The 22,913-nt window shown below is 70.2% G+C and carries 15 protein-coding genes; 10 read left to right on the forward strand and 5 right to left on the reverse strand.

The features are described 5' to 3' along the window. Positions 1–33: 33 nt before the first annotated feature. The 4 genes from JRI60_RS41540 to JRI60_RS41555 form a co-directional block, all read right to left on the reverse strand. Complete coding sequence (locus JRI60_RS41540; RefSeq protein WP_204221600.1) at positions 34–1,794, reverse strand: VWA domain-containing protein; 1,761 nt, start codon at positions 1,792–1,794, stop codon at positions 34–36. After that, positions 1,791–3,743, reverse strand: a complete 1,953-nt coding sequence (gene mtsD, locus JRI60_RS41545; protein WP_204221601.1) for a cell-cell cohesion protein MtsD — start codon at positions 3,741–3,743, stop codon at positions 1,791–1,793. Before mtsD ends, JRI60_RS41540 begins: the two co-directional genes overlap by 4 nt. Positions 3,744–3,774: 31 nt before the next feature. After that, a complete protein-coding gene (gene mtsC, locus JRI60_RS41550) occupies positions 3,775–5,088 on the reverse strand; it encodes a cell-cell cohesion MYXO-CTERM protein MtsC (RefSeq protein ID WP_204221603.1) in 1,314 nt (437 codons plus the stop codon). Positions 5,089–5,253: 165 nt separating this feature from the next. After that, complete coding sequence (locus JRI60_RS41555; protein WP_204221604.1) at positions 5,254–6,849, reverse strand: thrombospondin type 3 repeat-containing protein; 1,596 nt, start codon at positions 6,847–6,849, stop codon at positions 5,254–5,256. Between the two features lie 139 nt (positions 6,850–6,988). On the opposite strand from JRI60_RS41555, the gene JRI60_RS41560 reads away from it, so the two are divergent. Continuing rightward, positions 6,989–8,236, forward strand: a complete 1,248-nt coding sequence (locus JRI60_RS41560; protein WP_204221606.1) for an AAA family ATPase — start codon at positions 6,989–6,991, stop codon at positions 8,234–8,236. Between the two features lie 529 nt (positions 8,237–8,765). Then, positions 8,766–9,251 carry a hypothetical protein gene (locus JRI60_RS41565; RefSeq protein WP_204221607.1) on the forward strand — a complete coding sequence of 162 codons (486 nt, stop codon included), beginning with the start codon at positions 8,766–8,768 and terminating at the stop codon, positions 9,249–9,251. 20 nt (positions 9,252–9,271) lie between these two features. Here the strand turns inward: JRI60_RS41565 and JRI60_RS41570 are convergent, their stop codons facing one another. Further along, a complete protein-coding gene (locus JRI60_RS41570; RefSeq protein WP_239470897.1) occupies positions 9,272–11,485 on the reverse strand; it encodes an MtsA protein in 2,214 nt (737 codons plus the stop codon). Between the two features lie 151 nt (positions 11,486–11,636). Here JRI60_RS41570 and JRI60_RS41575 point away from each other — a divergent pair, with 151 nt between their 5' ends. From JRI60_RS41575 to JRI60_RS41610, 8 genes are read left to right on the forward strand one after another with little or no spacing between them, the layout of a single operon-like run. Next, positions 11,637–12,050: a hypothetical protein gene (locus JRI60_RS41575; RefSeq protein WP_204221608.1), complete on the forward strand. Its 414-nt coding sequence runs from the start codon at positions 11,637–11,639 to the stop codon at positions 12,048–12,050. Positions 12,051–12,091: 41 nt separating this feature from the next. Further along, on the forward strand, positions 12,092–14,281 hold the full coding sequence (locus JRI60_RS41580; protein ID WP_204221609.1) for an AgmX/PglI C-terminal domain-containing protein: 2,190 nt from the start codon (positions 12,092–12,094) through the stop codon (positions 14,279–14,281). Between the two features lie 44 nt (positions 14,282–14,325). Next, entirely contained in the window at positions 14,326–14,964 is a 639-nt protein-coding gene (locus JRI60_RS41585) for an outer membrane beta-barrel domain-containing protein (protein ID WP_204221610.1), read from the forward strand. Continuing rightward, complete coding sequence (locus tag JRI60_RS41590) at positions 14,961–16,514, forward strand: hypothetical protein (protein ID WP_204221611.1); 1,554 nt, start codon at positions 14,961–14,963, stop codon at positions 16,512–16,514. Before JRI60_RS41585 ends, JRI60_RS41590 begins: the two co-directional genes overlap by 4 nt. Further along, positions 16,511–19,780 (forward strand): tetratricopeptide repeat protein, encoded by a 3,270-nt coding sequence (locus JRI60_RS54765; protein ID WP_204221613.1) that lies wholly within the window; start codon positions 16,511–16,513, stop codon positions 19,778–19,780. The genes JRI60_RS41590 and JRI60_RS54765 overlap by 4 nt, the downstream gene beginning before the upstream one ends. Then, the gene (locus JRI60_RS41600; protein WP_204221614.1) at positions 19,777–20,298 is read left to right on the forward strand and encodes a hypothetical protein; all 522 of its coding nucleotides are present in this window, start codon (positions 19,777–19,779) and stop codon (positions 20,296–20,298) included. Before JRI60_RS54765 ends, JRI60_RS41600 begins: the two co-directional genes overlap by 4 nt. Beyond that, on the forward strand, positions 20,295–20,933 hold the full coding sequence (locus JRI60_RS41605) for a hypothetical protein (protein WP_204221615.1): 639 nt from the start codon (positions 20,295–20,297) through the stop codon (positions 20,931–20,933). Before JRI60_RS41600 ends, JRI60_RS41605 begins: the two co-directional genes overlap by 4 nt. After that, complete coding sequence (locus tag JRI60_RS41610) at positions 20,933–22,840, forward strand: tetratricopeptide repeat protein (protein WP_204221616.1); 1,908 nt, start codon at positions 20,933–20,935, stop codon at positions 22,838–22,840. Before JRI60_RS41605 ends, JRI60_RS41610 begins: the two co-directional genes overlap by 1 nt. Positions 22,841–22,913: the final 73 nt, after the last annotated feature.

Consider the following 22,913-nt stretch of genomic DNA (forward strand, 5'->3'; position numbering starts at 1 on the left):
CGGAGCGGGGGTGGGGGTTTCCGGGCGCCCTGCTCAGGGCGTGGTGGGAACGGGACGGCCGGGGCAGCCGTCGACGAAGTCCTCGGGGGTGACGCGGATGACGCCGTCCACGGGGGACTTGATGCCGCCCAGCGGGTAGCGCGCCCCCTGGAAGCGGAAGTGGCGCACCATCGTGCGCGCGGTGGGGTCGTCCGCGGGAATCATGGCGGCGGACAGGTAGAGGTCGTTGTAGCCCGCGCCGCGCAGCACCGTGCCCGCGTCGTCCGTGTCGCCCTGGGTGGGGGCCAGCAGCACGTTGTCCACGCGGAAGTCGTAGCACTGGCGACCCAGGTCATCCGGAGGCCCCGCCGCCTTCAGCGTGTAGCGGTAGCCGTCCGTGGACAGGTTCGCGGTGTCCACGTCCACCGGGCTCGTGTGCATGCGCAGCTCGGAGCGGCTCACCACGCCGTCGTTGTCCGGGTCCTGCTCCAGGTCGTTGCTCGCGCCCTGCGTACCCCCGAGCCACTCCACCCCGTCCGGGATGCCGTCCCTGTCACTGTCCACGCGCTCGGAGTTGGTGCCGATGAACTGCTCGTCGCAATCCAGCAGCCCATCGCAGTCCGAGTCCACGCCGCGCAGCGAGGGCGGACAGCCCGGGTCCAACCCGCCACCGTCCGGCCGGGCGTAGCCCAGCGGGTTGAAGTCCACGCCCAGCTCCCGGAAGCGCACCTCCACCCCGTCGCTGAAGCCATCCCCGTCGGTGTCCGCCTTCGCGGGGTCGGTGCGCACCTGGGCCTCGCGCTCGTCGGTGAGCCCGTCGCCGTCCGTGTCCGCCGTGTCCAGGGGGCTGCCCGAGGGCGCGGAGAAGTTGGAGGCCACCAGCTCCTTGAGGAGGAAGGAGCGCCGCACCTGGCCGAAGCGGAAGTCCAGGAAGTTGATGGGCTCGTCGTTGCGGAAGTCGCGGAAGTTGCCGCCGCCCAGCGCCGCCATCGTCGACAGCCGCTCCGCGTTCTGGTTGATGAGGAGCATGGGGCAGCCGCCGTCACCCGCGGTGCCATCGGGCAGCAGCTCGCACACCGTGCTGACCGGCTGGAGGGGCTGGAACACGTGCACCGTGTTGACGCGCACGTCCTCCACCAGGTCCTTGAGCTGGCGGATGCGCACCACGGCATCTCCTCGCAGCAGGTCCCTGTCCTGGTCCGTCGTGGGCCTGCCGTCGGAGAGGAAGATGACGGAGTAGCGCGCCTGGGCCAGCGCCTCCGCACCACCGGGCTCCAGCCGGCTGCGGGAGATGTCCCGGTTGATGAGCGAGTAGATGTCCGCCAGCGGCTTCACGAAGTCGGTGGCGTCGCGGTTGGGAGAGGTGTCCGGGTTGCGGTAGGTGAGCAGCCGCTGGACGAGGTTGAGGCGCTTGTTGTTGTCCAGCTCGGACACGCGCACGAAGCCGTCCTCCACGGTGGGCGGCGCGCCCGACTGGGTGAGGTAGGCCGTGGTGCTGCCGGCGAACACCATCACCGCCAGGTACACCTCGTCATCGGTGGGCAGGCTGTCGATGAGCTGCACCAGCGCGGTGGCCCGGGTGCCGTCCGGGTCGCTCACGTTCATGGACTGACTGGCGTCCAGGGCGGCGATGATCTTGATGGGCCGCACCACCTGGTTGGAGCCCACCGTGCACACCTGCCCCTCGAGGGCGACGGCACGGTCCACCGGCACCTCCTGGTCCCTCCGTCCGTCATAGAGGTAGGCGTCCGTGCAGGCCACCACCGCCACCACGCAGGCCAGCCCCAGCGACACCGCGACCGCAGCCCGGCTCATGGACGGGCCCCCACGCAGCGGTTGCGGTACTCGGTGTCCTCGTTGAGCTGGTCCGGTCTCACGAAGTTGCCGTCCTCCAGCGTCAGCTCGGGACCGAGCGGCGCGCGCACGCTCGGCGGCGCGTACTGGGCCCAGGCACAGGCGGTGCGCCAGACGCCGTAGTCGGTGGCCACGCCGCTCTCGGGAGCCTCGGCGAACCACACCTTGAAGAGGTTGAAGCCCTGCTGCACGCCCGCGCGCGAGGGCGGCGTGACGAGCTGCAGGTTGGAGACGGTGAAGTCGTAGCAGACGCGGCCGTTGGCCAGCACCTCGGCCTGCACCTCGTACTGGTAGCCCTGGCGCTCGTAGAAGGCCCGGTCCCGCCGCGTGGGGTTGCTCTCCGAGCGCAGCTCCAGCTCGTCCGGAATCCCATCCCCGTCCGTGTCGATGCCGGACGCATTGGGGGTGAGCGGATCCAACCCGTAGCGGGACTCCAGCAGGTCCGGCACGCCGTCACCGTCGCTGTCCACGATGCCCGAGTGCGTCTTCAGGTACGCCTCGGCGAACTGTGACAGGCCGTCTCCGTCCGTGTCCGCGCACCGGCAGCTGGGTGTCAGCGGAGACTGCGGATCGCACCCGCGCGTGTCCTTGGTATTGGCCGCCTTGAAGCCCTGGTCCGAGCGCAGCACCTCGAAGCCGTCGCTGAAGCAGTCCCCGTCACTGTCCTCCGTGAAGGTGTTGGTGCCCAGGGAGAAGCCGTTGTCCTGGGTGTCCGCCACTCCGTCGCCGTCGCTGTCCGTCTCGCGCGACTCCATGCCCGGTACCGCGGAGAGCGACTGCACCATCAGCGTCTTCATCACGTTGCGCGAGGCGAAGGACGAGTAGTCCAGCGCGCCCAGGCCCAGCTCGGAGATCTCCGTCCTGTTGTTGAACTCCTGGTACACGCCACCGCCCATCTCCGCGAAGCGCTTGAGCAGCCAGGAGGAGATCTTCTTGGCCTCCTGCGGGTAGCGGGCCGGGTCCACGCCCGGGTAGACGCCGTAGAGGTCCTGGCAGATGGGGCCGCACAGACGCACGGACTCCTCGTTGAAGAGGAGCACCGTGTGCATGCGGATGTCGCCGACGTTGTGCTGCTCCTTGAGCTCCATGAGCTGCCGCACGTAGCTGAAGAGCTGGAAGTTCTGGTTGCGGTCCGTGCCCGCGATGTAGCCAGTGATGGCGTCCGGATCCTCCGGGTCCATCAGGTTGCAGAACTCACGCGCGCTGGCCGAGTCCTCCCACGTCAGGTCCGGCTGGTCCGGCGAGGCGTACTGGCCGAGGGAGTCGTTGGCCGAGCAGCGCGGGTACGGCGTGCCGTCGGTGAGGAAGACGACGACGTAGCGGGTGCGCGGCAGCTCCGCCGGGCGCGTCTTGGCCACGTCGGTGATGTCGCCGGAGATGACCTTGTAGGCCTCGGCGAGCGCGCCCTGGTAGTCCGTGCCCTTGCCCAGCTGGCTCTGCAGCTGGCCGATGTACGAGTCGATGCCGGAGGCCGCGGTGGGCCGGGCGAAGCGGTTGCCCGTGCTACCGGGCCAGGGGTTGCGGATGTTCGTCTCGAAGGGGACGACGGAGACCTGCACGTTGGGCTGCGCGCGGAACTGATTCACCAGCCGGCGCAGCGCCCGCACCCGCGCGGGCTCGTCGGTCCCCTGCCCGAGGGCGAGGATCTCCGGGCGCTGGCAAAAGCCGGTGCCCTCCTGCGAGCCCGGCGGGTCCGACACGCACATGCTGCCGGACTGGTCGATGACGATGACCACCTTCACCGGGAAGCCGCTCGGGTCGGGCGTGCTGGAGCACACCCGGCCCTTGAGGGTGAGCCGGTCATCGATGTTGGACTGCTCCTGCGCGAGCGACTCGACGAGCGTATCGGTGCAGCCCGACAGGGCCAGGAGGCCCGCCACGAGCAGCGTCTGGAGTTTCAGGCGGCGCATTCGGTGCGGACCTCCTCGGGACGACGGGTTTTCAGGAGCGCCGACGGCGGCGCAGCAGGGCGGCCAGGGCAGCGCCCAGGGCGAGCCCTCCACCGGTGGCGGGGAAGGCGGAGCAGTTCCACCCGCTGAGGCTCTCGTTGGCCACCTGGAGGGCCAGCTCGGAGGTGGACTCGCGCCGGCCGGGGTAGGCGCGGTCGTCGAAGGCCAGCTTCGCGCGGAGCTGAAGGACGTAGTCGCCATCCTGGTCCGCGGTGAAGGTGGGCTTGTTGCCGTCGACATAGGCGTACTCCCAGTGGCGGCTCATGGTCACCGCGCCCTGGGGATTCTCCACCACGGACGAGGAGCCCTCGGGACGCTTCGTGACGGTCCAATTGTACTCGATGGCCACGCCGTTGCGGTTGGCGAACAGGGGCAGGCGCACCTTCTCGCCCTTCTTCAGCGCCAGCGTGCCGCCGCCGTGCACGGTGAAGGGAGACTTCGGATCCAGGCAGTTCTCGGGGTGCTGCGGGTCGATGACGACGCAGTAGCGCGCGTCGCACACGTCTCCCACGTGGTCCCCGTCGTCATCCGCCTGGTCGGTGTTGGCGTTGTCGGCGCAGTTGTCCTTGTCGTTGAGGATGCCGTCCTCATCCTTGTCGGGATCGCACGGGTCTCCCGCGCCATCCTGGTCCGTGTCGTGCTGGTTGGTGCTGGCCAGGGCGGGGCAGTTGTCGAAGCTGTCCAGGACGTTGTCCCCGTCGCGGTCCACGTTGCACAGGCTGCGGTCGTCCGGCAGCTTCTGGTCCGTGTTCTGCACGCGCGGGCAGTTGTCGTTGCCATCCAGGATGGAGTCGTCGTCGTCGTCCGTGTCGCACACGTCGCCCGGCGCGTCCCCGTCCAGGTTCTCCTGCTTGGGGTTGGGCACGAGCGGGCAGTTGTCGCTGGCGCCGGCCACCCCGTCGTTGTCCGGGTCCGGATCGCAGTCGTCGCCGATGCCGTCGCCGTCCGCGTCCTTCTGCTGGAGGTTGGCCAGCGCGGAGCAGTTGTCGCAGACGTTGCCCACCCCGTCGCTGTCGTCGTCCTCCTGGCCGCGGTTGGAGGAGAAGGGGCAGTTATCGTTGCCGTCCGACTTGCCGTCGCCGTCGCCGTCATCCGTGTAGGACAGCGTCTTGCCGTCGTCGGTGTAGGCCACCCAGACGGAGCAGCCGCAGCCACAGCCGCAGCCGCCACCCTCCTCCTTGGGACGGCCGCACTGTGTGCCCAGGCACTCCGGGTTGTCCGCGCCATTGGTCTGGGCCGGCGCTGGGGTCGGCATCAGGAAGAGCACTCCCATGGCGAGCACGGGGACGATACGAGCGAGTTTCATGGTGACTCCTTTCAGCGCCGAGCCATTAGCAAGAGTCGATCCGTCCGCCGGGCCTGGGGAAGGGCTGGAATTTCGCGGGGTTGCGCGCGGCGAAAAGCATGGAGGACAACGGGTGGGGGGCGGCCCCCCCAAGGGGCCTGGGGGGAGGACCCTACACCTGGGGGCTCAAGTCCCCAGGATGAAATCGTCGGGCGTGAAGGTGAGGGTGCCGGAGGGAGTGCGGCCCTCTTCCTCGGAGTAGCGCAGGGAGCGGATGTAGAGCGCGCCGATGCCAGAGCCGCGAGGGTCGTTGTCCCGGCCCACCTGCATATAGAGGTAGATGTCGTTGGTGCCGGAGGGGATGCGGCGGCCGGGGAAGATGGGGTTGGGCCGCTCGAGAGTGGGAACGAGGGTGACGTTCTCCGCGCGCACCGCGTAGCAGGCGCGGCCGTCCGCGGTGGGCTCCGCCTCGGCGAGGGAGTAGCCGTAGCCGCGCTCGGTCTGGAAGGCGATGTCGGCGCTGAGGGGGTCGCCATGGGCCTCCACCTCGGTGATGTTGGGGATGCCGTCGCGATCGCTGTCCAGCAGGTCCTCGGCGAGCAGGGGGTTGGTGTTGGCGAGGGCCTCGACGAGGTCCGGCAGGCCGTCGCCATCCGTGTCTCCCACGCAGGGGTCGGTGCCCAGCACGCGCTCCTCGCAGGTGTTGAGCCGGTCGCCGTCCTCGTCCAGCGCCGCGTTGCAGCCGGGGATGGGGTCCACGTGGCCCGGCGTGGGGTCCAACCCCATGCGCAGCTCGATGCCGTCCATGACCCCGTCCTGGTCGCTGTCGGGGATGGTCGGGTCCAGGCCGCGCGCCAGCTCGTCCGAGTCCGCCACCCCGTCGCCATCGCTGTCGGGCAGGAACTGGCCGGCGCGCACCACCACGTTGCGGTTGAAGGCCAGGAAGCGCTTCATCTTCAGGTTGCTCTGCAGCGACGCGTAGTCGAGGCCGCCGAGCGCGGTGGGCAGGCTGACGAAGTCCGTCGTCACCGCCTCGGTGCCTCCGGCGTTGGCGATGGCGGCCACCTGGGCGGCGGTATGGGCCTCGGCCGTGTTGCGCACGTAGACGGGCTGCACCGTCACCTCGCCGGCGCCGAACTGCTGGACGAGCGCCTTGAGCTCCCCGGTGACGGCCGCCAGCTCGCACTGGCTGCAGGCCGAGGAGTCCGGCAGGTTGCTGCAGCGCGAGTCGATGCCGGCGTTGAAGACGGGGCTCTCACAGCTGAGGTCCTCGCTCGTCACCACCAGGACGACGAGGTAGCGGGTGCGGGCCACGTCGCCGGGGCAGCTCGTCTGCATGTCTCCGGAGAGGATGCTCTTGGCCAGCTTCAGCGCCGAGCGCATGCTGGTGGGCCCCGACTCCTGGTAGGTGGCGTAGCGCGGGACGGAGGCCTGCAGGGCGGTGGCGTCGTCGAAGCGGCCCAGCAGGCCCGTGGCCACGGTGTGGAAGGCCACCAGGCTGAACTTGATGTAGGGCACGGAGAAGCGGCTGGCGAGCGTGCCGAGGGCCTCGGAGACGGAGCCCTTCATGTCCTCGGGGAGCCCCGCCCCGCCCTGCACGGCGAAGAGGACCTTGACGGGGAAGGCCTCGCCGCCGGCCAGCGGCACGCAGACGTTTCCGGTGAAGTCGGCCCGGTCCTTGCCGCTGGGGCCCCGCCCGTCGAGCGCATAGAGGCCGGCGTCGGAGCACGACAGCAACAGCACGGGAACCAGGAGCCAGGCGATCCGCGGGAGGGCGCTCATTCGGAGGGATTGTAGAACCCAGCCCCGGCGGGGAGCGCAAGTCCCTGGAGAATGGTGGGCCAATGTCTCGCGGATGCCCACAAGAGCCTCGGGTGAGGATATGGTGGGGGGAAGCACCCGTTTCCCGGCGGCCCTCCGCATGTACCTGCGCAGCCTCACGCTCCAGAACCTCAAGCTCCTGCGGGATGTCGCCATCTCCTTCACCCGTGACGATGGGGAGGTCCGCCCCTGGACCGTCCTCGTGGGGGAGAATGGGCTGTGCAAGACGACCATCCTCCAGGCCATCGCGCTCGCGGCGAGCGGCTCGTCGCTGGGCAGCGAGCTGGCGGATGTCACCTCGTTGCCGGACCGGCGCCTGCCCTCCACCGAGCTGATGCTCATCGGCGCCGAGTTCACCTTCGGCCAGGAGGGCCACAAGGCCCGGAGCTACCCCGGCCTGGAGACGAAGCACTCGCTGGCGCCCTTCGTGAGGAGCTCCATCGCGGCCAAGAACACCTGGCGTGAGCTGGTGGGCAGCTCGAGGTACGTAGGCGTCGAGCACACGCTCGTCTTCGATCCCATCCGCGAGGCGCGCCGCACGCAGCTGCCGGACTGGTTCGTCGCGGGTTATGGCACGGCACGCGCCCTGCCCCACCCCAAGTCCATCATCCAGGGGGAAGGGCTGTCGGACCCCATCAAGCAGCGCCTGGAGAACCTCTTCGGCCAGGGAAACCTGATCGCCACGGGCTTCGCCGACGTCTTCGAGCCGGCCCAGGCGAAGGCGTTCAGCCGGGTGCTGAGGCAGGTGCTCATCCAGGGCAAGCTGGTGCCGGGCGTCATCGACCTGGAGCTCCAGAGTCACGGAATCGTCCGCACCCGGAAGGACCTGGTGGACGCGCACTGCTTCGAGTTCCACCTGGGTGGCCACAAGGTGAAGATTCCGGCCACGTGGCTGTCGCAGGGGTACCAGGGGGCGATCGCGTGGCTGGCGGACCTCATCGGCCACATCCTCCTCGAGGCGGGCCGGCCGGTGGCGCCGGAGAAGATGGAGGGGCTGGTCCTCATCGACGAGTTGGATCTGCACCTGCATCCACGCTGGCAGGCCGCGCTCATTCCGGCGCTGAAGACCGTCTTCCCCCGGCTCCAGTTCGTCGCCACGACCCACTCGGCCATGACGCTGCCCGGGCTGGAGCAGGACGAGGTGCTCGTGCTCCGCCAGGACGAGGACGGCAACGTCTACGTCGCCCCGGCCCCCACGTCGCCCTCGTGGCTGACGGGCAGTGAGATCTTCGACGCGTTCTTCGACAGGAAGGGCACACCGCCCAAGGGCGCCGCGCCCCGCCGCAAGCCGCCCGCGCCGGAGAAGAAGCTGGCCCGGAAGACGGCGGCCAAGACGAAGCGGAAGTGAGGCAGGGCGACCTCCTCACTTCATAGGGGGGAACCATGCAACGAACAGGGCCCGGAGCTCGTCACGGGGCGAGCCGTCCGATGTTGGTGGTCGTGGGACTGGCACTTCTGGCTTCAGGGTGCGTGTCGACGAGTGCATCCCAGTACTCGGGCGGGTTCGCGCTCACACAGGTCGAGTGCAACCAGACGGACACCACGGTGAGCTGTTGTCTCAAGCAACACCCCGGGGAGTATGAGAGGTGCGGGGCGGTTGCTCCGAGCACTCCGCCCGCGCAGCCCAACTACCTCCCTCCGGGAGAGCCCCCATCGGAGTCCGCTCCGATTCCCGAGCTTCCGACCCAAGAGGAACGAGAGCGATGGGACAAGGAAATCTGCCGGCCCCATTACGCGAAGTGCATCCGCGCCGGAGGTGACAGCATCTACGGCCGAAAGAGGGGCGAGACCCAGTGTCAAGCCTGCTACGACGCCTGCAGACGGCACGGGTTCTGGCCTTGGAAAGCCAATGAGAAGCCTTGTCCGGGAGCGTGAGCATGGAGCACGCACGACAAGAGCGCGCCCCGACATTCGGCCAAGAGGTGGATGGTCTCTTCCTGAGGCTGATCGAGGCTCAGGCATCCTATGCGGAGTACAAACGCGAGCTGCTGAAGCTGGAGAAGCGTTGGCTTCAGAAGGTAAGGACCCCGGCTCAGCGCCTGCTGATACAGCGCAATATCACGAAAACCATTCTCACCGAGGCGTTCGCCTTCAACATGGGGTGGAAGGAGTTCGGCCCTTTGTTGCGACGACTCCAACGGCTTGGCTTTCGTGATCTCGGAATGCGTGTTCACGTCACCTGTCTCTACGTCCAATCGTTGGATCTGTTCCCAGAACGAGCCCGCGAAGCATGGGACATGCTGGACGACACGGAGCGGAAAGCGCTCCGCCTGCGCCGGGAGCATCCCCTTCGGCGGGAATATCTGGAGTCCATCAACCACGCGAAGAAGGTGGCACGGGTTCCACGGCCACCTTCCCGCTGAGACGACCCCCCCCCCTGCCTCTACAGCGTGAGGAGCCAGGCCAGCAGGTCGTCCTGCTCCTCGGGCGTGAGCGCCTTCATGTTCCCGTGCGCGGGGCCGGACATCTCCGCCACCGCGCGCAGCGCGAATCGCGTGCCCACCGCCAACCGGTTGCCGTCACGCACCTCGAAGCCCGCCGCCCCACTGCCCAGCATCGGCCAGATGTCCCATGCCCCTACCAGTGACGGCGGCGCGAATCCCGGCACCAGGTCCTGCTGCTCCAACCTCAATGGCAACGCGTTCGGCGTTCCCACCTCCTGGAAGCGCCCGCGCGTCCTCGGGTCCTGGTCCGTGGTGAAGAGCGGCGCGGGGTGGCACCCGGTGCAACCGCCCTTCCCCTCGAAGATCTCCCGGCCCGCCGCCGGCCTCCCGTGCCGCCCATCCGGCAACTCCACTGTCTCCCGTGGCGCGCCGTGCTCGTCCCGGAAGGGATTGGGCGGCGTGGGCATCAGGGACACGTAGAGGGTGAGCGCCTCCACCTCCGCGTCCGTGAGGTTCGGGTTGTGGAAGCGGTTGCGCCCGCCCACCGTGCGCATCGTCTCCGCCAGACTGAACGTGCTCGCCGGGGTGAAGTACGGCGGCGTGTCGCGGCTCCCGAGCGCCGTGGGCGAGCGGTAGATGCGCATCGGCCGCGTCTTCTCGAAGAAGACGCCTCCCGTATGGCCCTCGAGGTGGCACGCGTCGCAGCTCATCGCCGTGCGTCCCAGGTCCGCGTAGTAGAGCACCTGCCCCAACCGCCGCTTCGCCTGCGTGCGCATCTCCGTCACCGGCCACTGCCGCACCACCCGCGCGCGGCCGGCCCGGGCCTCGGACACGTCCACCACCGCCACCGTCCCCGTGTGCCGGTTGAGCACGTAGAGGGAGCGCCCGTCCGGCGCCAGCGCGAGCGACCGCGGCCCCGCGTGCAGCTCCACCCCGGCCCGTTTCGCCGTCCCGAAGTCCGCCGCCGGCCTCACCAGCGGCGTGCCCTCCGGCAGTGGCATGGCCACCTCCTGGAGCACCTCCAGCCGGCGCGCGTCCAGCACGCGCACCACGCCCAGCCCCACGTCCGCCGCGTACAGCAGCCCCGCCTCGTCATCGAGCGCCAGGCCCTCGGTGATGCCCGCGCCGAAGCCCCGGTGCCGCACCACCTCGCCGCGCTCCGGGTCCAACTCCGCCACGCCGCCGTTGGGGCTCACCTCCATGCGCTTCGCGTTGGGCCCCACGTTGGGCCCCAGGCTCGCCAGGAAGAGGCGGCCCTGCTTCTCCGAGGCCACCAGTCCCCGCGCGGCCTTGCCTCCCATCACCTGCGCGGAGAACCCCTCCGTCCCTCCCCCGAGGATGGGCACACCCGGCAGGGGCACCAGCGTCGACACGGGCGCGCCGTCCTCCTGCCGCAGCAGCTCCACCTGCCCCGTCTGCAGCCCCCCCACCGCGAGCAGCCCCTTCCAGCGCGCCAGCTGCCGGGGATTCGGGTCCACCCGCGCCGTCCACACCGCGTGCCCGTCCTCCAACGAGAGCGCGTGCACCGAGTCCCGCACGTGCTCGGCCACGAAGGCCACGCCACGAGCCCCATCCACCACGAGCCCCAGCGCCCCGGCTGGCGCGGGCAACACGCGCGGTGCGCTCCCGGGCACACCCAGCGAGTACAGGTGCAGCGCCCCCGCCCAACGGTGGGCCACCGCGAGCCACGGGCGCCCTCCCGTATCCTTATATGTCGAGAGCGCGCTCGGCCCATCCCCGGCCGCCAGCCGCTCCACGCGTCCGCTGGCCACGTCCAGCGCGAACACCGTGTCCGTCGGCGGCGAGGCGATGAACAGCGTGCCTCCCTCCGGAGAGAGCACCATCTCCGTCAGGTCCGGGAAGGCCGCGTCATTCACCACGGTGAGGCTCGCCTCTCCCTCGGTCTCCACCTCCGGGGGCCCGGCCAGCCGCGCCGTCACCACCGCCTGCACCTGCTCCGCCGGGATGCCCAGGTCCGAGGGCAGGCGCACATAGGCATGCCTCGAGTCCAGCACCGTGAGAGGCAGCTCGCGCGACAGCGGGGGCCCCAGCACCAGGCGCAGCCCCGGCACCAGCCCCTCGCCATGGACGGCGAGCGGCTGCGAGGTCTGGTTGCTCGTCAGACGCGGGCCCACCGCATCCAGCCGCGGGTGGGCTACCCGTCCAGGCCGTGCGCCATGGCGCCACAGCACCACACCTGTAGCAGCCAGCATCAAAAGCGCGGCGAGCGCCGCGAGGAGGCGAATCGAGCGTTTCAAGGCACCACCGTCACCGGGAGCAGCACTCCACCTTTTCCAGCCTAACCGCAAGTTGCTGGCTCCGCGTTGACAGGTTGGTACACGCATCGCTTAACCTGCCGGGCTCATGCTGCGCTTCATGTCCTCCTTGGTGATCGTCGGCCTCGTTCTCTCCCCGTTGGGCTCTGAAGCCTGGGCGCAGGGCCGTACGCGCGCGGCGAAGGCCGCGGCGGCCAGAGGCAAGAACCGCGGCAAGGCCGCGCCGCCCAAGGCGGAGAGCGCGAAGCAGCAGCAGGCGGAGCCCGCCTCGGCCCGGGTGAGCGACCCCGTCCCCGGCGAGCCCGCCGCGGCCGCCTCGGGAGCGCCGCCCACGCGCGGCCCCGCCCGTATCGACTTCGATGACCGGCTCATCCAGGGACAGACGAACAAGTCCGGAGCCGTCTATCTGTACGACCGCAAGGAGCTGAAGACGCGGTCGATGATTCGCGAGCGGGAGAACTTCCGCTCGGAAATCCTGTCCACCGTCTACGACCAGCCGTAGGCATCCGGGAACTGAGGGCGCCTGCGCCAGGAGGAGTAGCGGTGAGCGGTCAGCAGACGGTTCTCCAGGTTGTCATTCTACGTGATGGGTTGCTCGTGGGCACCGAGGTGTTCACGCCAGGCTCGTACGTGCTCGGCTCGGGTCCAGCGTCGGACCTGCGTCTGGACGACGCGAGCGTCGGGGCCCGCCACGCCGTCCTCTATTTCCAGAACGGGCGCGCGGCCATCCAGGACGCGGGCTCGAGCTCGGGCATCTACGTCAACGGCCATCGCGTCTCCGCGTGTGAGATCCGCTCCACGGACGAGGTGCTCTGCGGCCCCTTCGTGCTGAAGACCCGGGTGCTGTCGCAGCGGCCACGGGACGAGCGGCCGCAGCCGCCTCCCGAGGTGGCCGCGCTGCTCGGTGCCGCGCCGCCCCCGGTGGCGCCCGCGCAGGCCCAGGCGCCCGTGGCCGCGCCGGTGCCTCCGGCGCCCACGGCGCAGCAGCTCGCCGCCACCCAGCCCATCGCGAGGCTGTCGGGCGCGGTGAGGCCCGTGGCGCCCGTGCCGTCTCCACCGCCCGCGGTCACCGTGGCCGTCACGCGTCCCACCGCGTCGCCGGCGTCGCTGGCCGCCACGGCCGTCTATGGCTCGGGAGCCGTCCCGGCCCGTGCCGTCCCGCCGCCCGCCGTCCCCGAGCCCGTGCCAGCGGCCACCATGCCCTCGACGCGCCGCCGCGCGGCCCCCCAGCCGGTGCAGGCCACGGGCCCGGCGCTCGTGCTCGCGGATGAGATGCTCGCGGACCTGCCGGTGGAGGAGCCACCCGCGCGGGCAGCCGACACGGAGATACCGTGGGAGCAGGAGGCGGCACCGCTCGACCGTCCCACGCACGCGCCGCGCCTGGAGCAGGGCCGGGGCCCCGCGCAGCTCTACCTGGAGCTCTACTGGGGCGCCGTGCGCCGTGACGCGCGCCGCTTCGCGCCTGGAAAGAAGGTCCAGGCGGCCGCGGACGAGCGAGCCCCCATGCCGCTGTGGGGCTTCCAGCTCCCGGACGAGCCCTTCACGCTGGCGGAGACCGCCAGCGACGCCTTCCGCCTCTACGTGCCCAAGGGGGCGCAGGTGGAGCGGACCGGCCCTGGCGGCCGTTACGAGCGGATAGCGCCCAACGCCCTGGAGGCGGAGGGAGGGCGCCGCTTCATCACCCTGCGCTCGGGCACCGCCGCGCGCCTCACCGAGGGGAAGATGTCGCTGGTGGCCTACGCGGCCCCGCTGCCCGAGAAGGTGCGCATCAACCCGCTCCAGGGCCTGCCCTGGCTGGCCATCGCGAGCTTCCTCTTCTTCAGCTCGGCCTTCGGCGGCTTCATCGCCTTCATGCCCAAGCGGCCGGAGGGCGCGGACTTCACCCAGAAGAACCTGCCGCCCGTGGCCCTGCGCCTGCTCGCGCCCGAGCCGAAGAAGAAGGAAGAGGCCAAGAAGAAGCTCGAGTCCATCAAGGAGAAGGCCAAGAAGCAGGTGGCCAAGAAGGACACCCCGACGCCGGTGGCGCCGCAGCCTCCCCCTCCCAAGGAGGAGAAGCCGGCGCCCGTTCCCAAGGCGGTGGCCGCCGCGCCCGAGGCCAAGGCCCTCAAGGCGCTCGCGAAGCTGTCGGCCGCGGGCCCCGCCACCAAGGACCTGTTGGCCGCGGTGGACAAGCTGGGCAGTGGCCCGGGCAGCAAGAACGCGAAGAACTCCAACTTCAAGCTCTCCGGCCTCATCGGCAAGGCGCCCATCGCCAACGCGGGCCTGGGCACCTTCGGCCTGGGCGGCGGGGGCAAGGGCGGCGGCGCCACGCTCGGCGCGGAGATTCTGCGGGGCAAGGGCGGCGGCGGCATCGGCGCGCTGGGCGCGGGCGGCGTGGGCAAGGGCAAGGTGGGCGGCACGGTGGCCCGGGCCAGCGCGCGCACCATCGCGGCGCAGGGCTCCATCGATCGCGAGGCCGTGGCCAAGGTGGTCAACAGCCACCTGCAGGAGGTGTACGCCTGCTACGAGCGCGCGCTGCTCAAGGAGCCCGGCCTCGCCGGCAAGGTGGTGCTGGAGTGGACGATCGGCACCAACGGCCGCGTGGTGGCCACCAAGACGAAGTCCTCCACCCTGCGCAGCCCCTCGGTCGAGGCCTGCATCCTCGGGGGACTGAAGACGTGGACGTTCCCGCCCGCCAAGGGTGGCGCCGTCATCATCACCTATCCCTTCATCTTCAACTCGGTCGGCTACTGATGCGCTCCCCAGCGCGTCGGGCCGGCTTCCGCCAGGACCGAACCGTGCGAAACGCCCTGCTCCTCCTCTCGAGCCTCCTGCTGCCCGGGCTGGCCCATGCCCAGGCCGAGGCCCTCGAGAACCCCGGAACCGTCTCCGCCGTCCAGGAGCGTCAGTACCGGATGAACCACGAGCTGACGCTCGGCGTGGGCGTGCTGCCCGCGGACGCCTTCTACAAGGGCGTGCTGGGCAGCGTCGGCTACACCTACCACTTCAGCGACAGCTTCGCGTGGCAGGTGGGCCGGGGCAGCTACAGCTACAACCTGAAGACGAGCCTGCGCGAGCAGCTCGAGCGCGACTTCGACGTGGCGCCCACCAACGCCGCCTTCGAGGAGCAGGTGCAGTGGATGGTGGGCTCGGACCTGGTGTGGAGCCCCATCTACGGGAAGATGGCCATCAGCAACCGCTCGGTGGTGCACTTCACCGGCTTCCTGCTGGGCGGCGCCACGGTGATGAAGCTGTCGCGCTCCGATGGCTTCCGCCCGGCCGTCAACCTGGGCGTGGGCGTGCGCGTCTTCACCAGCCGCAACGTCTCCTTCCGGTTGGACGTGACGAACAACACCGTCTTCGTGGGCGGCACCCGGCTCATCCAGGTCCCCACCTTCCAGCTGTCCACCGCGTTCAACTTCGGCGCCACGGAATGAGTCCCCGCCCGCTTCTCGCCGCGCTCGTCTCCGCCGCGCTGCTCGCCGCGCCCGCGTCCGCCAAGGACCCGGCCGGTGGCGCGCCGGCGGCCACTCCCGCTCCCGCCGCTCCGGCCACGCCCGCCGCCGCGGCCCCGCCGAAGGACGCTCCGCCGAAGGACGCCCCTCCGCCTCCGCCCGAGAAGGTGCCGGACGAGGTGTTCGACAAGGCGCTGGCGGACTACTTCGCCGGCAACCCGCGCGCCGCCGCCGGGCCGCTCCACGCGTGGGTGTCCGCGGCGCCGCGGACGCACGAGAACTACGCCTGGGGCCAGTACTTCCTGGCCCGGAGCCTCATCGACCTGGGCTTCACCCATGCCGGTGGCGTGTACCTGGCCCGCATCGCGCGCGAGCGCTCCAACCCCAACGTGCTGCCCCGCGCCCTGGAGACGCTGCGCGAGCTGACGGATCGGCCGCACGACGAGGTGATGATCGACGAGGAGGTGTTCGGCGCGCTGGACCTGGGCTTCCTGCAGGAAGAGGCGGGCGCCTACGCGCACTACCAGCAGGGGTTGGTGGACCTGCGGGTGGGCAACGAGCGCTGGGCCAACACGCACTTCTCCAAGCTGCCGGAGGGGAGCGCCGAGGCGAGCCGTGCGCGCTTCGCGCTGCTCGTCACGCGGCTGCGCGAGGTGAAGGAGCCCAACGACGAGCTCATCGAGGACTTCCTCGGGCTGTCCAAGGACGAGAAGCTCACGCGCGAGTCGCGCAACGAGGCGGCGCTGGCGGTGGCGCGGCTGCGCTACGAGCGCCAGAACTACAAGGGCGCGCTGGAGGCCTACCAGCTGGTGAAGCTGCCGGAGTTGGATCCGGGCCGGGCCACGCTGTACCTGGAGGAGGCGTGGACGCGCTACAAGCTGGGCGAGCCGCGCGCGTCCATGGGCATCCTCACCACGCTGGACGCGCCCTCGTTCCGGGACGAGTTCCTGCCGGACAAGTACCTGCTGCGCGCGCTCATCTATCGAGACTTGTGCCACTACCTGCCGGCCAAGCGCGCGGCGAAGGAGCTGACGCGGCGCTTCGCGGACTCGCTGGAGAGCATCCGCAACCGGGAGGACCTGACGCAGGATCCGCGCATGCGCCGGGCCGCGAGCGCCCATGGCAACACGAAGCGCGCGGCGCGGTTCCTGGAGGTGCTGGAGCTGGAGGGAGAGCGCCTGGGCCGCTACGCGGGCAGCTTCGGCGAGCGGCTCTACACGCACCTGACGAAGACCTATGACCTGGCGCATGCCGAGGCCCAGCGCGTCTACCAGTCGAGGCTGGAGGAGGCGGTGAGGCAGGAGGCGGACACGCTGCTGCGGGCGACCGAGCAGGTGCGCCTGATGGAGTACGAAGTGGGCCTCAAGCTGTACGAGCGAGTGAAGAAGGGTGCCAAGGCGGCGGCGCCGCCCGAGGAGGAGCTGCTGTCCCCCTCGCAGGTGGGCTTCACCTTCGACGGCGAGTACTGGAACGACGAGCTGCGCTCGTACCGGGTCCGCCTCGACAGCCGCTGCATCGAGGAGAACCCATGACCGGCACCCTGACCGGCCTGCTCGTCGCGGCGATGCTGGCCGCTGGCCCCACCCCGCGCCCCTCGGGCCCCGCGGGCGTCAACCCGCTGGTGTCGAAGGCGAAGGAGCGCGAGGAGCTCATCGAGAAGCTCAAGCGCGACATCTTCAAGGTGGACCGCGCCATTGGCGAGACGGAGCGGCTCATCGCCAAGAGCCGCAACGCGCCGTACCTGCCGGACCTGCAGTTCCGGCTGGCGGAGCTGTACGTGGAGAAGAGCCGCTACGTGTACTACCTCCAGGCCGAGCAGCGTCCGGCGGGGGCGAGCGGCGCCATGGTGTCGCCGGAGACGCGGCTGCTCAAGCAGAAGGCCGTGCAGATGTACTACCGGCTGCAGCGCGAGTGGCCGGACTTCCACGACGGCGACAAGGTGCACTTCTACCTGGCGCACGAGCAGCGCGAGCTGGGCTCCTTCGAGGACATGCTCAAGACGCTGGACGACCTGGTGCGCAAGTACCCGAGCAGCCCGCTGCGGCTGGAGGCGCTCCAGATTCTGGGCGACTACCACTTCGAGAAGTCGGACCTGGCGGCGGCGGAGAAGCACTACACGACCATCCTGGAGGCGCCGCCCTCGCCGGTGCACGACCTGGCCCGCTACAAGATGGGCTGGATTCGGGTGAACCAGGCCAAGCACGCGGAGGCGGTGCCCTTCTTCGAGGCCGCCGCGGCGAGCGCCCCGCTGCCCGGGGTGGACGTGCAGAAGGCGCTCAACGTGAAGCGCGAGGCGCTGTTGGACCTCGTGTACAGCTACACGGAGGCGAAGCCGGCCAAGGGCGCGCTCAACTACTTCGAGAAGCTGAGCGACAGCCGGGCCACGTACGCGCTCGCGCTGGACAAGCTGGGCAACCGCTACTTCATCAAGGCGCAGTACGAGTACGCCATCCCGGCGCTGCGCAAGCTGATGGAGATTCAGCACGACCCGGAGATGGACCTGGAGCGCTCGCAGAAGCTGTACGACGCGCTCAAGGCGGCCAAGGGCAAGGTGCTGCCGGAGCCGGAGGACCTGCGCTTCCTGGTGCGCGCGGCGGTGACGAGCAAGACGGACCCGGAGCTGGACGAGGCCGAGCGGAAGAAGCACCTGGCGGAGCTGGAGGAGATGGGGCGCGACCTGGCCACGCAGCTGCACGTGGCGGCGCAGAAGAAGGAGGACAAGGGGCTGTACCTGAGGGCGGCGGCGGCCTACCGCGAGTACCTGGGACTCTTCCGGCCGGAGCAGTACGTGCGGACGATGATGAAGAACCGGGCGGAGGCGCTGTTCGCCGCGAAGGAGTTCCCCGGGGCCGCGCGGCAGTTCGAGGAGCTGGTGCGCTACGAGGCGAAGGCCAAGGACGAGCAGGGCTCGGAGGCGGCGATGTACGGGGCGCTGCTGGCGCACTTCTCCACGGTGAAGCCGGAGGAGGCGCAGCGCCGCAACGCCTTCGAGGTGGCGGATGCGCGGCAGGCGCTGAAGCTGATGGGAGCGGACTACGTGTCGCGCTACCCGAAGAGCCCGAACGCGCTGGAGGTGAAGTTCAACATCGCGCGCGCCTACTACGAGGACGGCGAGTTCCCCAAGGCGGCCGAGCTCTTCACGGCCTTCGCGCTCACGCACCCCACGCACAAGGACGCGACGGCGGCGGGCAACCTGGCGATGGACAGCCTGCGGCAGGTGAATGACTTCAAGGGGATGGAGGAGACGGGCCAGAAGTTCATCGGCTCGCCGTTGCCGGTGGCCTTCCAGAACGACGTGAAGCGCATCCTCACGCAGACGCGCGCCGAAGCGCTGGACGAGCTGGCGCTGAAGAGCTCGCAGGAGACGGGCGACGTCATCGAGGGCCTGCTGAAGGTGGCCAACGAGAACAAGGGCGCGGAGATTGGGGAGAAGGCGCTGTACGGGGCCTTCACGGCGGCGCGAGACAAGCGGGAGCTGCAGCGCGAGCGGGAGATTGGAAAGCGGCTGGTGGACGAGTACCCGAAGAGCCAGTTCGTGCCGGACGTGTTGCTGACGCTGGGTCGGCACGCGGCGGAGGCGGCGGCGTTCACCGAGGCGGCGGGCATCTTCGAGACGGTGGGAGCGAAGCTGGGCTCGGACGTGGCGGCGGTGGATGGCTGGCTGACGGGAGCGCGGCTGCGGCAGGCGCTGGGGCAGTTCCGTGAGGCGGCGAGGGACCTGGAGGCGGCATCGGAGGTGGCGGGGGCGCGCAAGGCGGAGGTGATGGTGCAGCTGGCGGAGGCGCACCTGAAGTCGAAGGACTACGCGAAGGCGAAGGCGGCGGCGGAAGTGGCGCTGAAGCTGGACAAGACGAGCGCGGCGGCGGTGGCGGTGCTGGCGGAGGTGCAGGCGACGACGGCGGTGAAGGACGCGCCGGACGGGCTCATCAAGACGCTGACGGCGGCGGTGCAAGGGCCGAACGGACAGACGGAGGAGGCGGCCAAGGGCCTGTGGTACCTGGGAGAAATCCTGTACCGCGCGTACAAGGACCTGGGGTCGGACAAGGTGGAGGAGAAGGTGTCGGCGCTGCAGGGGTTGGAGGGCGTGTACACGCAGGCGGCGTCACTGGGGTACCCGGAGTGGGCGGTGGCGTCGTTGTGGAAGGTGGGCCTGGCATACGGACACCTGGCGGACGTGGTGGAGGCGACACCGACACCGGCGGGGTCCTCGGCGGCGGACGCACAGGCCTTCCGCAAGGCGGTGGCGGAGCAGGTGGCGCCGCTGAGGCAGCGGGCGCAGGACGCCTTCGAGGCGTGCGTGTCGCGAGCGGAGTCGCTGGAGGTATTCAACGCGGCGGTGGTGGGCTGCCGGACGAAGACGGAGACGGTGGCGCTGCCGGTGCCCGCGCCTGGGGCCTCGTCGCAACCCTCCTCGCTGGAGGAGCTGCGCAAGAAGGCGGAGGCGGCGCTGACGGCGGAGGCGCTGGAGGCGCTGGGGGTGGGCTACCTGAGCGCGAACCAGTTCGGGCTGGCGCAGCTGACGTTGGGGCGGGTGACGGAGCTGCAGGACACGAGGGCCTCCGCGCATAGCGCCTTGGGCTGGGCGATGCTGAACCAGGGGGACGCGATGGGTGCGCGCGAGGCATACGCGAAGGCACTGGAAGCGGACCCGACGTACGACAAAGCGAGACTGAACCTGGCGGCGCTGCGATGCCGCTTCGGTGACACCGAGGGGGCGAGGCGGGAGCTGTCGGTGCTGAAGGACGTGGGAGGCCTGAGTGGTCCCGACGTGGACACCGGGTGGAAGGCATGCAAATGAGCCCCCGGGTTCCGAGCACCCTCTCCCTCTGGGAGAGGGCCGGGGTGAGGGTCTTCCCCGCCCTCCTGGCGCTCCCGCTGGTCGCCTGCGCGCCCGCCAAGGTGCTGGAGGGCAGCGTCACGCCCCTCCTGGACCTGAGCTACGAGCGAGCCGAGGCCCAGGCCTCGCAGACGGAGGTCACCGTGAGCTTCCTGCGTCCACAGGGAGCGGGAGAGGACACGCTCCTGAAGGTGACGGCGAAGCTGGAAGGAATCACCCTGGAGCCGCGGGTGGCCATCGATCTGGCGCAGCGGGTGGGCAGCGACACCGAAGGCCCGCGGCGAGGCACGGTGAGCCGCAGCGTGCTGGACGAACCGGCGCGCCAGTTCCCGGCCATCGAGAGAGGGGAGCTGGTGTTCGACGGGTACCTGGACTCGGGGAAGAAGGTGGAGGGGGAGCTGCACATCACCTTCACCAACGGCACCGACGTCTACTCTGGCCGTACCATCTTTGGCCGCTTCGAGGCGACCGTTCCATGAAGCGCACAGTCCTGCCATTCGTGCTGCTGCTCGCCGCGGCGTGCGGCCCCCGCTACGGGATGAGGGTCCCGGACAAGCTGGTGGAGAAGCTGCCGTACGAGAGCCGAATCGAGCTGTTGGAGTCGGAGAACGACCTGGCGTTGGCCATCGACACGGTGGACGAGGCCAGCAACGAGGTGCTGCGGGCGCGCGACGCCATCCGGAGGGCGAAGGCGCGGGAGTCGGCGGCCGAGGAAGAGGAGAACCGCGCGGCGGACACGGCGTCGCGGGAGGTGGCGAAGCTGGCCATCGAGGAGGCGCGGGCGCGGGTGACGTACCTGAGGGCGAAGCAGCGGCTGAACGTGGGGCTGCGGGACGTGGAGCAGCTGGCGCTGCGCTGTGCGTTCGCGCGCTACGAGCTGGCGCGGCTGCAGTCGACGCGCAAGGCGAAGGTGGAGGGGAGCGAGAAGCTGGACGTGAAGAAGTACGAGGGGCAGGTCTCCCAGTGTGAGGCGAAGGTGAAGGAGGAGCGGGCGGAGTTGGCGGAAGACAGTGCTCAGGAGAAGACAGCGCGGGAGGCCTGGGAGGTGAAGAAGGCCGCCCTGGCGAAGAAGACTTTCGACGCACGCGCGAGCCCCTACGTGGAGAACCTGTGATGACGCGAGCTGGCCTGCTGATGTTGCAGCTGCTCACCGCCCAGACGCCCGCGGTGGAGGCGGCGCCGCCGGAGGAGACGGTGGCGGAGTCCGCGCCGCGAGCGGAGATGTCCGCGGAAGCGGAGAAGCTGTACCGGCTGGGGACGGCCTTCCTGGCGCAGGGGCAGCCCCGGAAGGCGGTGGCGCCGCTGACGAAGCTGACGGAGCGTGAGCCGGAGCTGCTGCCGCCGAAGGTGGCGCTGGCCCGAGCGCTGCGGCTGTCGGGGGAGACGGACAAGGCGCGGGCGCTGCTGGACGCGGCGCTGGCCACGTGGCCGCAGGAAGCGGGGCTGCACGCCGAGCGCGGACTGCTGGCGAGGGCGCTGGACGAGCGGGACACGGCGATTGCGCGCTTCACGAAGGCGGTGGAGCTGTCGCCGAGGGACGCGGAGTTGCGCTTCAACCTGGGCGAGGCGCTGCAGCGCGCGGGGAAGACGGACGAGGCCATTTCGGCGTACCGCGAGGCGTTGAAGCTGGACGAGACGCTGACGTCGGCGCGGGTGAACCTGGGCAAGGGGCTGGCGGACAAGGGGCTGGCGGGAGAGGCACAGGAGACGCTGCGGGAGGCGACGCGGCTGGCGCCGAGGGACGCGGAGGCGCACTACAACCTGGGCGTGCTGCTGATGCGCGAGGGCACGCTGGACGGTGCGGTGTCCGCGTACGAGAAGGCGTTGGCGGTGGCGCCGAAGCACGCGCTGGCGCACAACAACCTGGGAGTGGCGCTGGACGCGCAGGGCAGGCACGACAAGGCGCTGGAGAGCTTCCGCAAGGCGGTGGCGGCGGACGCGAAGTACGCGGAGGCGCACTTCAACCTGGGGATGGCGTACTTCCGCAAGGACGACCACATCCGGTCGACGAAGCACTTCGAGAAGGCGCTGGCGCTGGAGCCTCGGAGGGCGAGCGGCCCGTACACGCAGCTGGGGGCGAGCTACCTGGCGCAGGGCAAGCGGGACCGGGCGGTGGAGGCCTACAAGAAGGCACTGGAGGCGAGCGCGGAGGACGGCAAGCCGAACACGGAGGCGTGGCAGGGGCTGGCGAGGGCGTACCTGGGGATGGGCAAGGTGGACGAGGCGGTGGCGACGCTGGCGAAGGCGGTGGAGGGCTTCCCGAAGGACGCGAGCGCGCGGGCGGCGTACGGAGACGCGCTGTTGGCGAAGGGGGAGTTGGACGGAGCCATCGCGCAGTACGAGGAGCGGCTGGAGCTGGAGCCGACGACGGAGGCCCGGCTGGCGCTGGCGAAGGCGTACGCGCGCAAGCGGGTGGGAGCGAAGGCGGCGCCGCTGTACGAGGCGGTGCTGGAGGAGGAGCCGGAGAACGCGGCGGCGAAGCTGGGGCTGGCGGACCTGTACCTGGCGATGGGGAACTACGACGGGGCGGAGAAGCAGCTGAAGCCGAGGGAGGGCGAGGAGGCGGACACGGCGGCGCTGGCGAGGCTGGGCATCCTGCACTCGAGGCGGGGGCGGCCGGACCTGGCGGTGCCGGAGCTGGAGGCGGTGACGAAGAAGGATCCGGCGCAGCTGGACGCGAGGGCGGAGCTGGGCTTCCTGTACCTGCGAGGCGGGGACAAGGAGAAGGCGGTGAAGGTGTTGGGGGACGTGGTGGCGTTGGAGCCGGGGCACGCGTACGGACTGCTGTACCTGGGGCACGCGCTGTACCAGTTGGGGAAGCCGAAGGAAGCGGAGCAGTCCTTCCGGGGCTCGGTGAAGATGGATCCAGCGTTTGGAGAGCCGCACTACGCGCTGGGCCAGTTGCTGGAGGCGTCGGGGAAGCTGGTGGAGGCGAAGGCCGAGTACGAGAAGGCGGCGGAGCTGCAGAAGGACCACCCGGACGCGGCGGCGGCGGCGAAGCGTCTGAGCAGCGCGAAGTAGCCCGCTCGAACACAGACCCAACCCACCATCCCCTCTCCCTCCGGGAGAGGGTCTAACTCGATTCCACACCGTG

It is taken from the genome of Archangium violaceum, from assembly GCF_016887565.1.
In the GTDB taxonomy this organism is placed as follows: domain Bacteria; phylum Myxococcota; class Myxococcia; order Myxococcales; family Myxococcaceae; genus Archangium; species Archangium violaceum_B.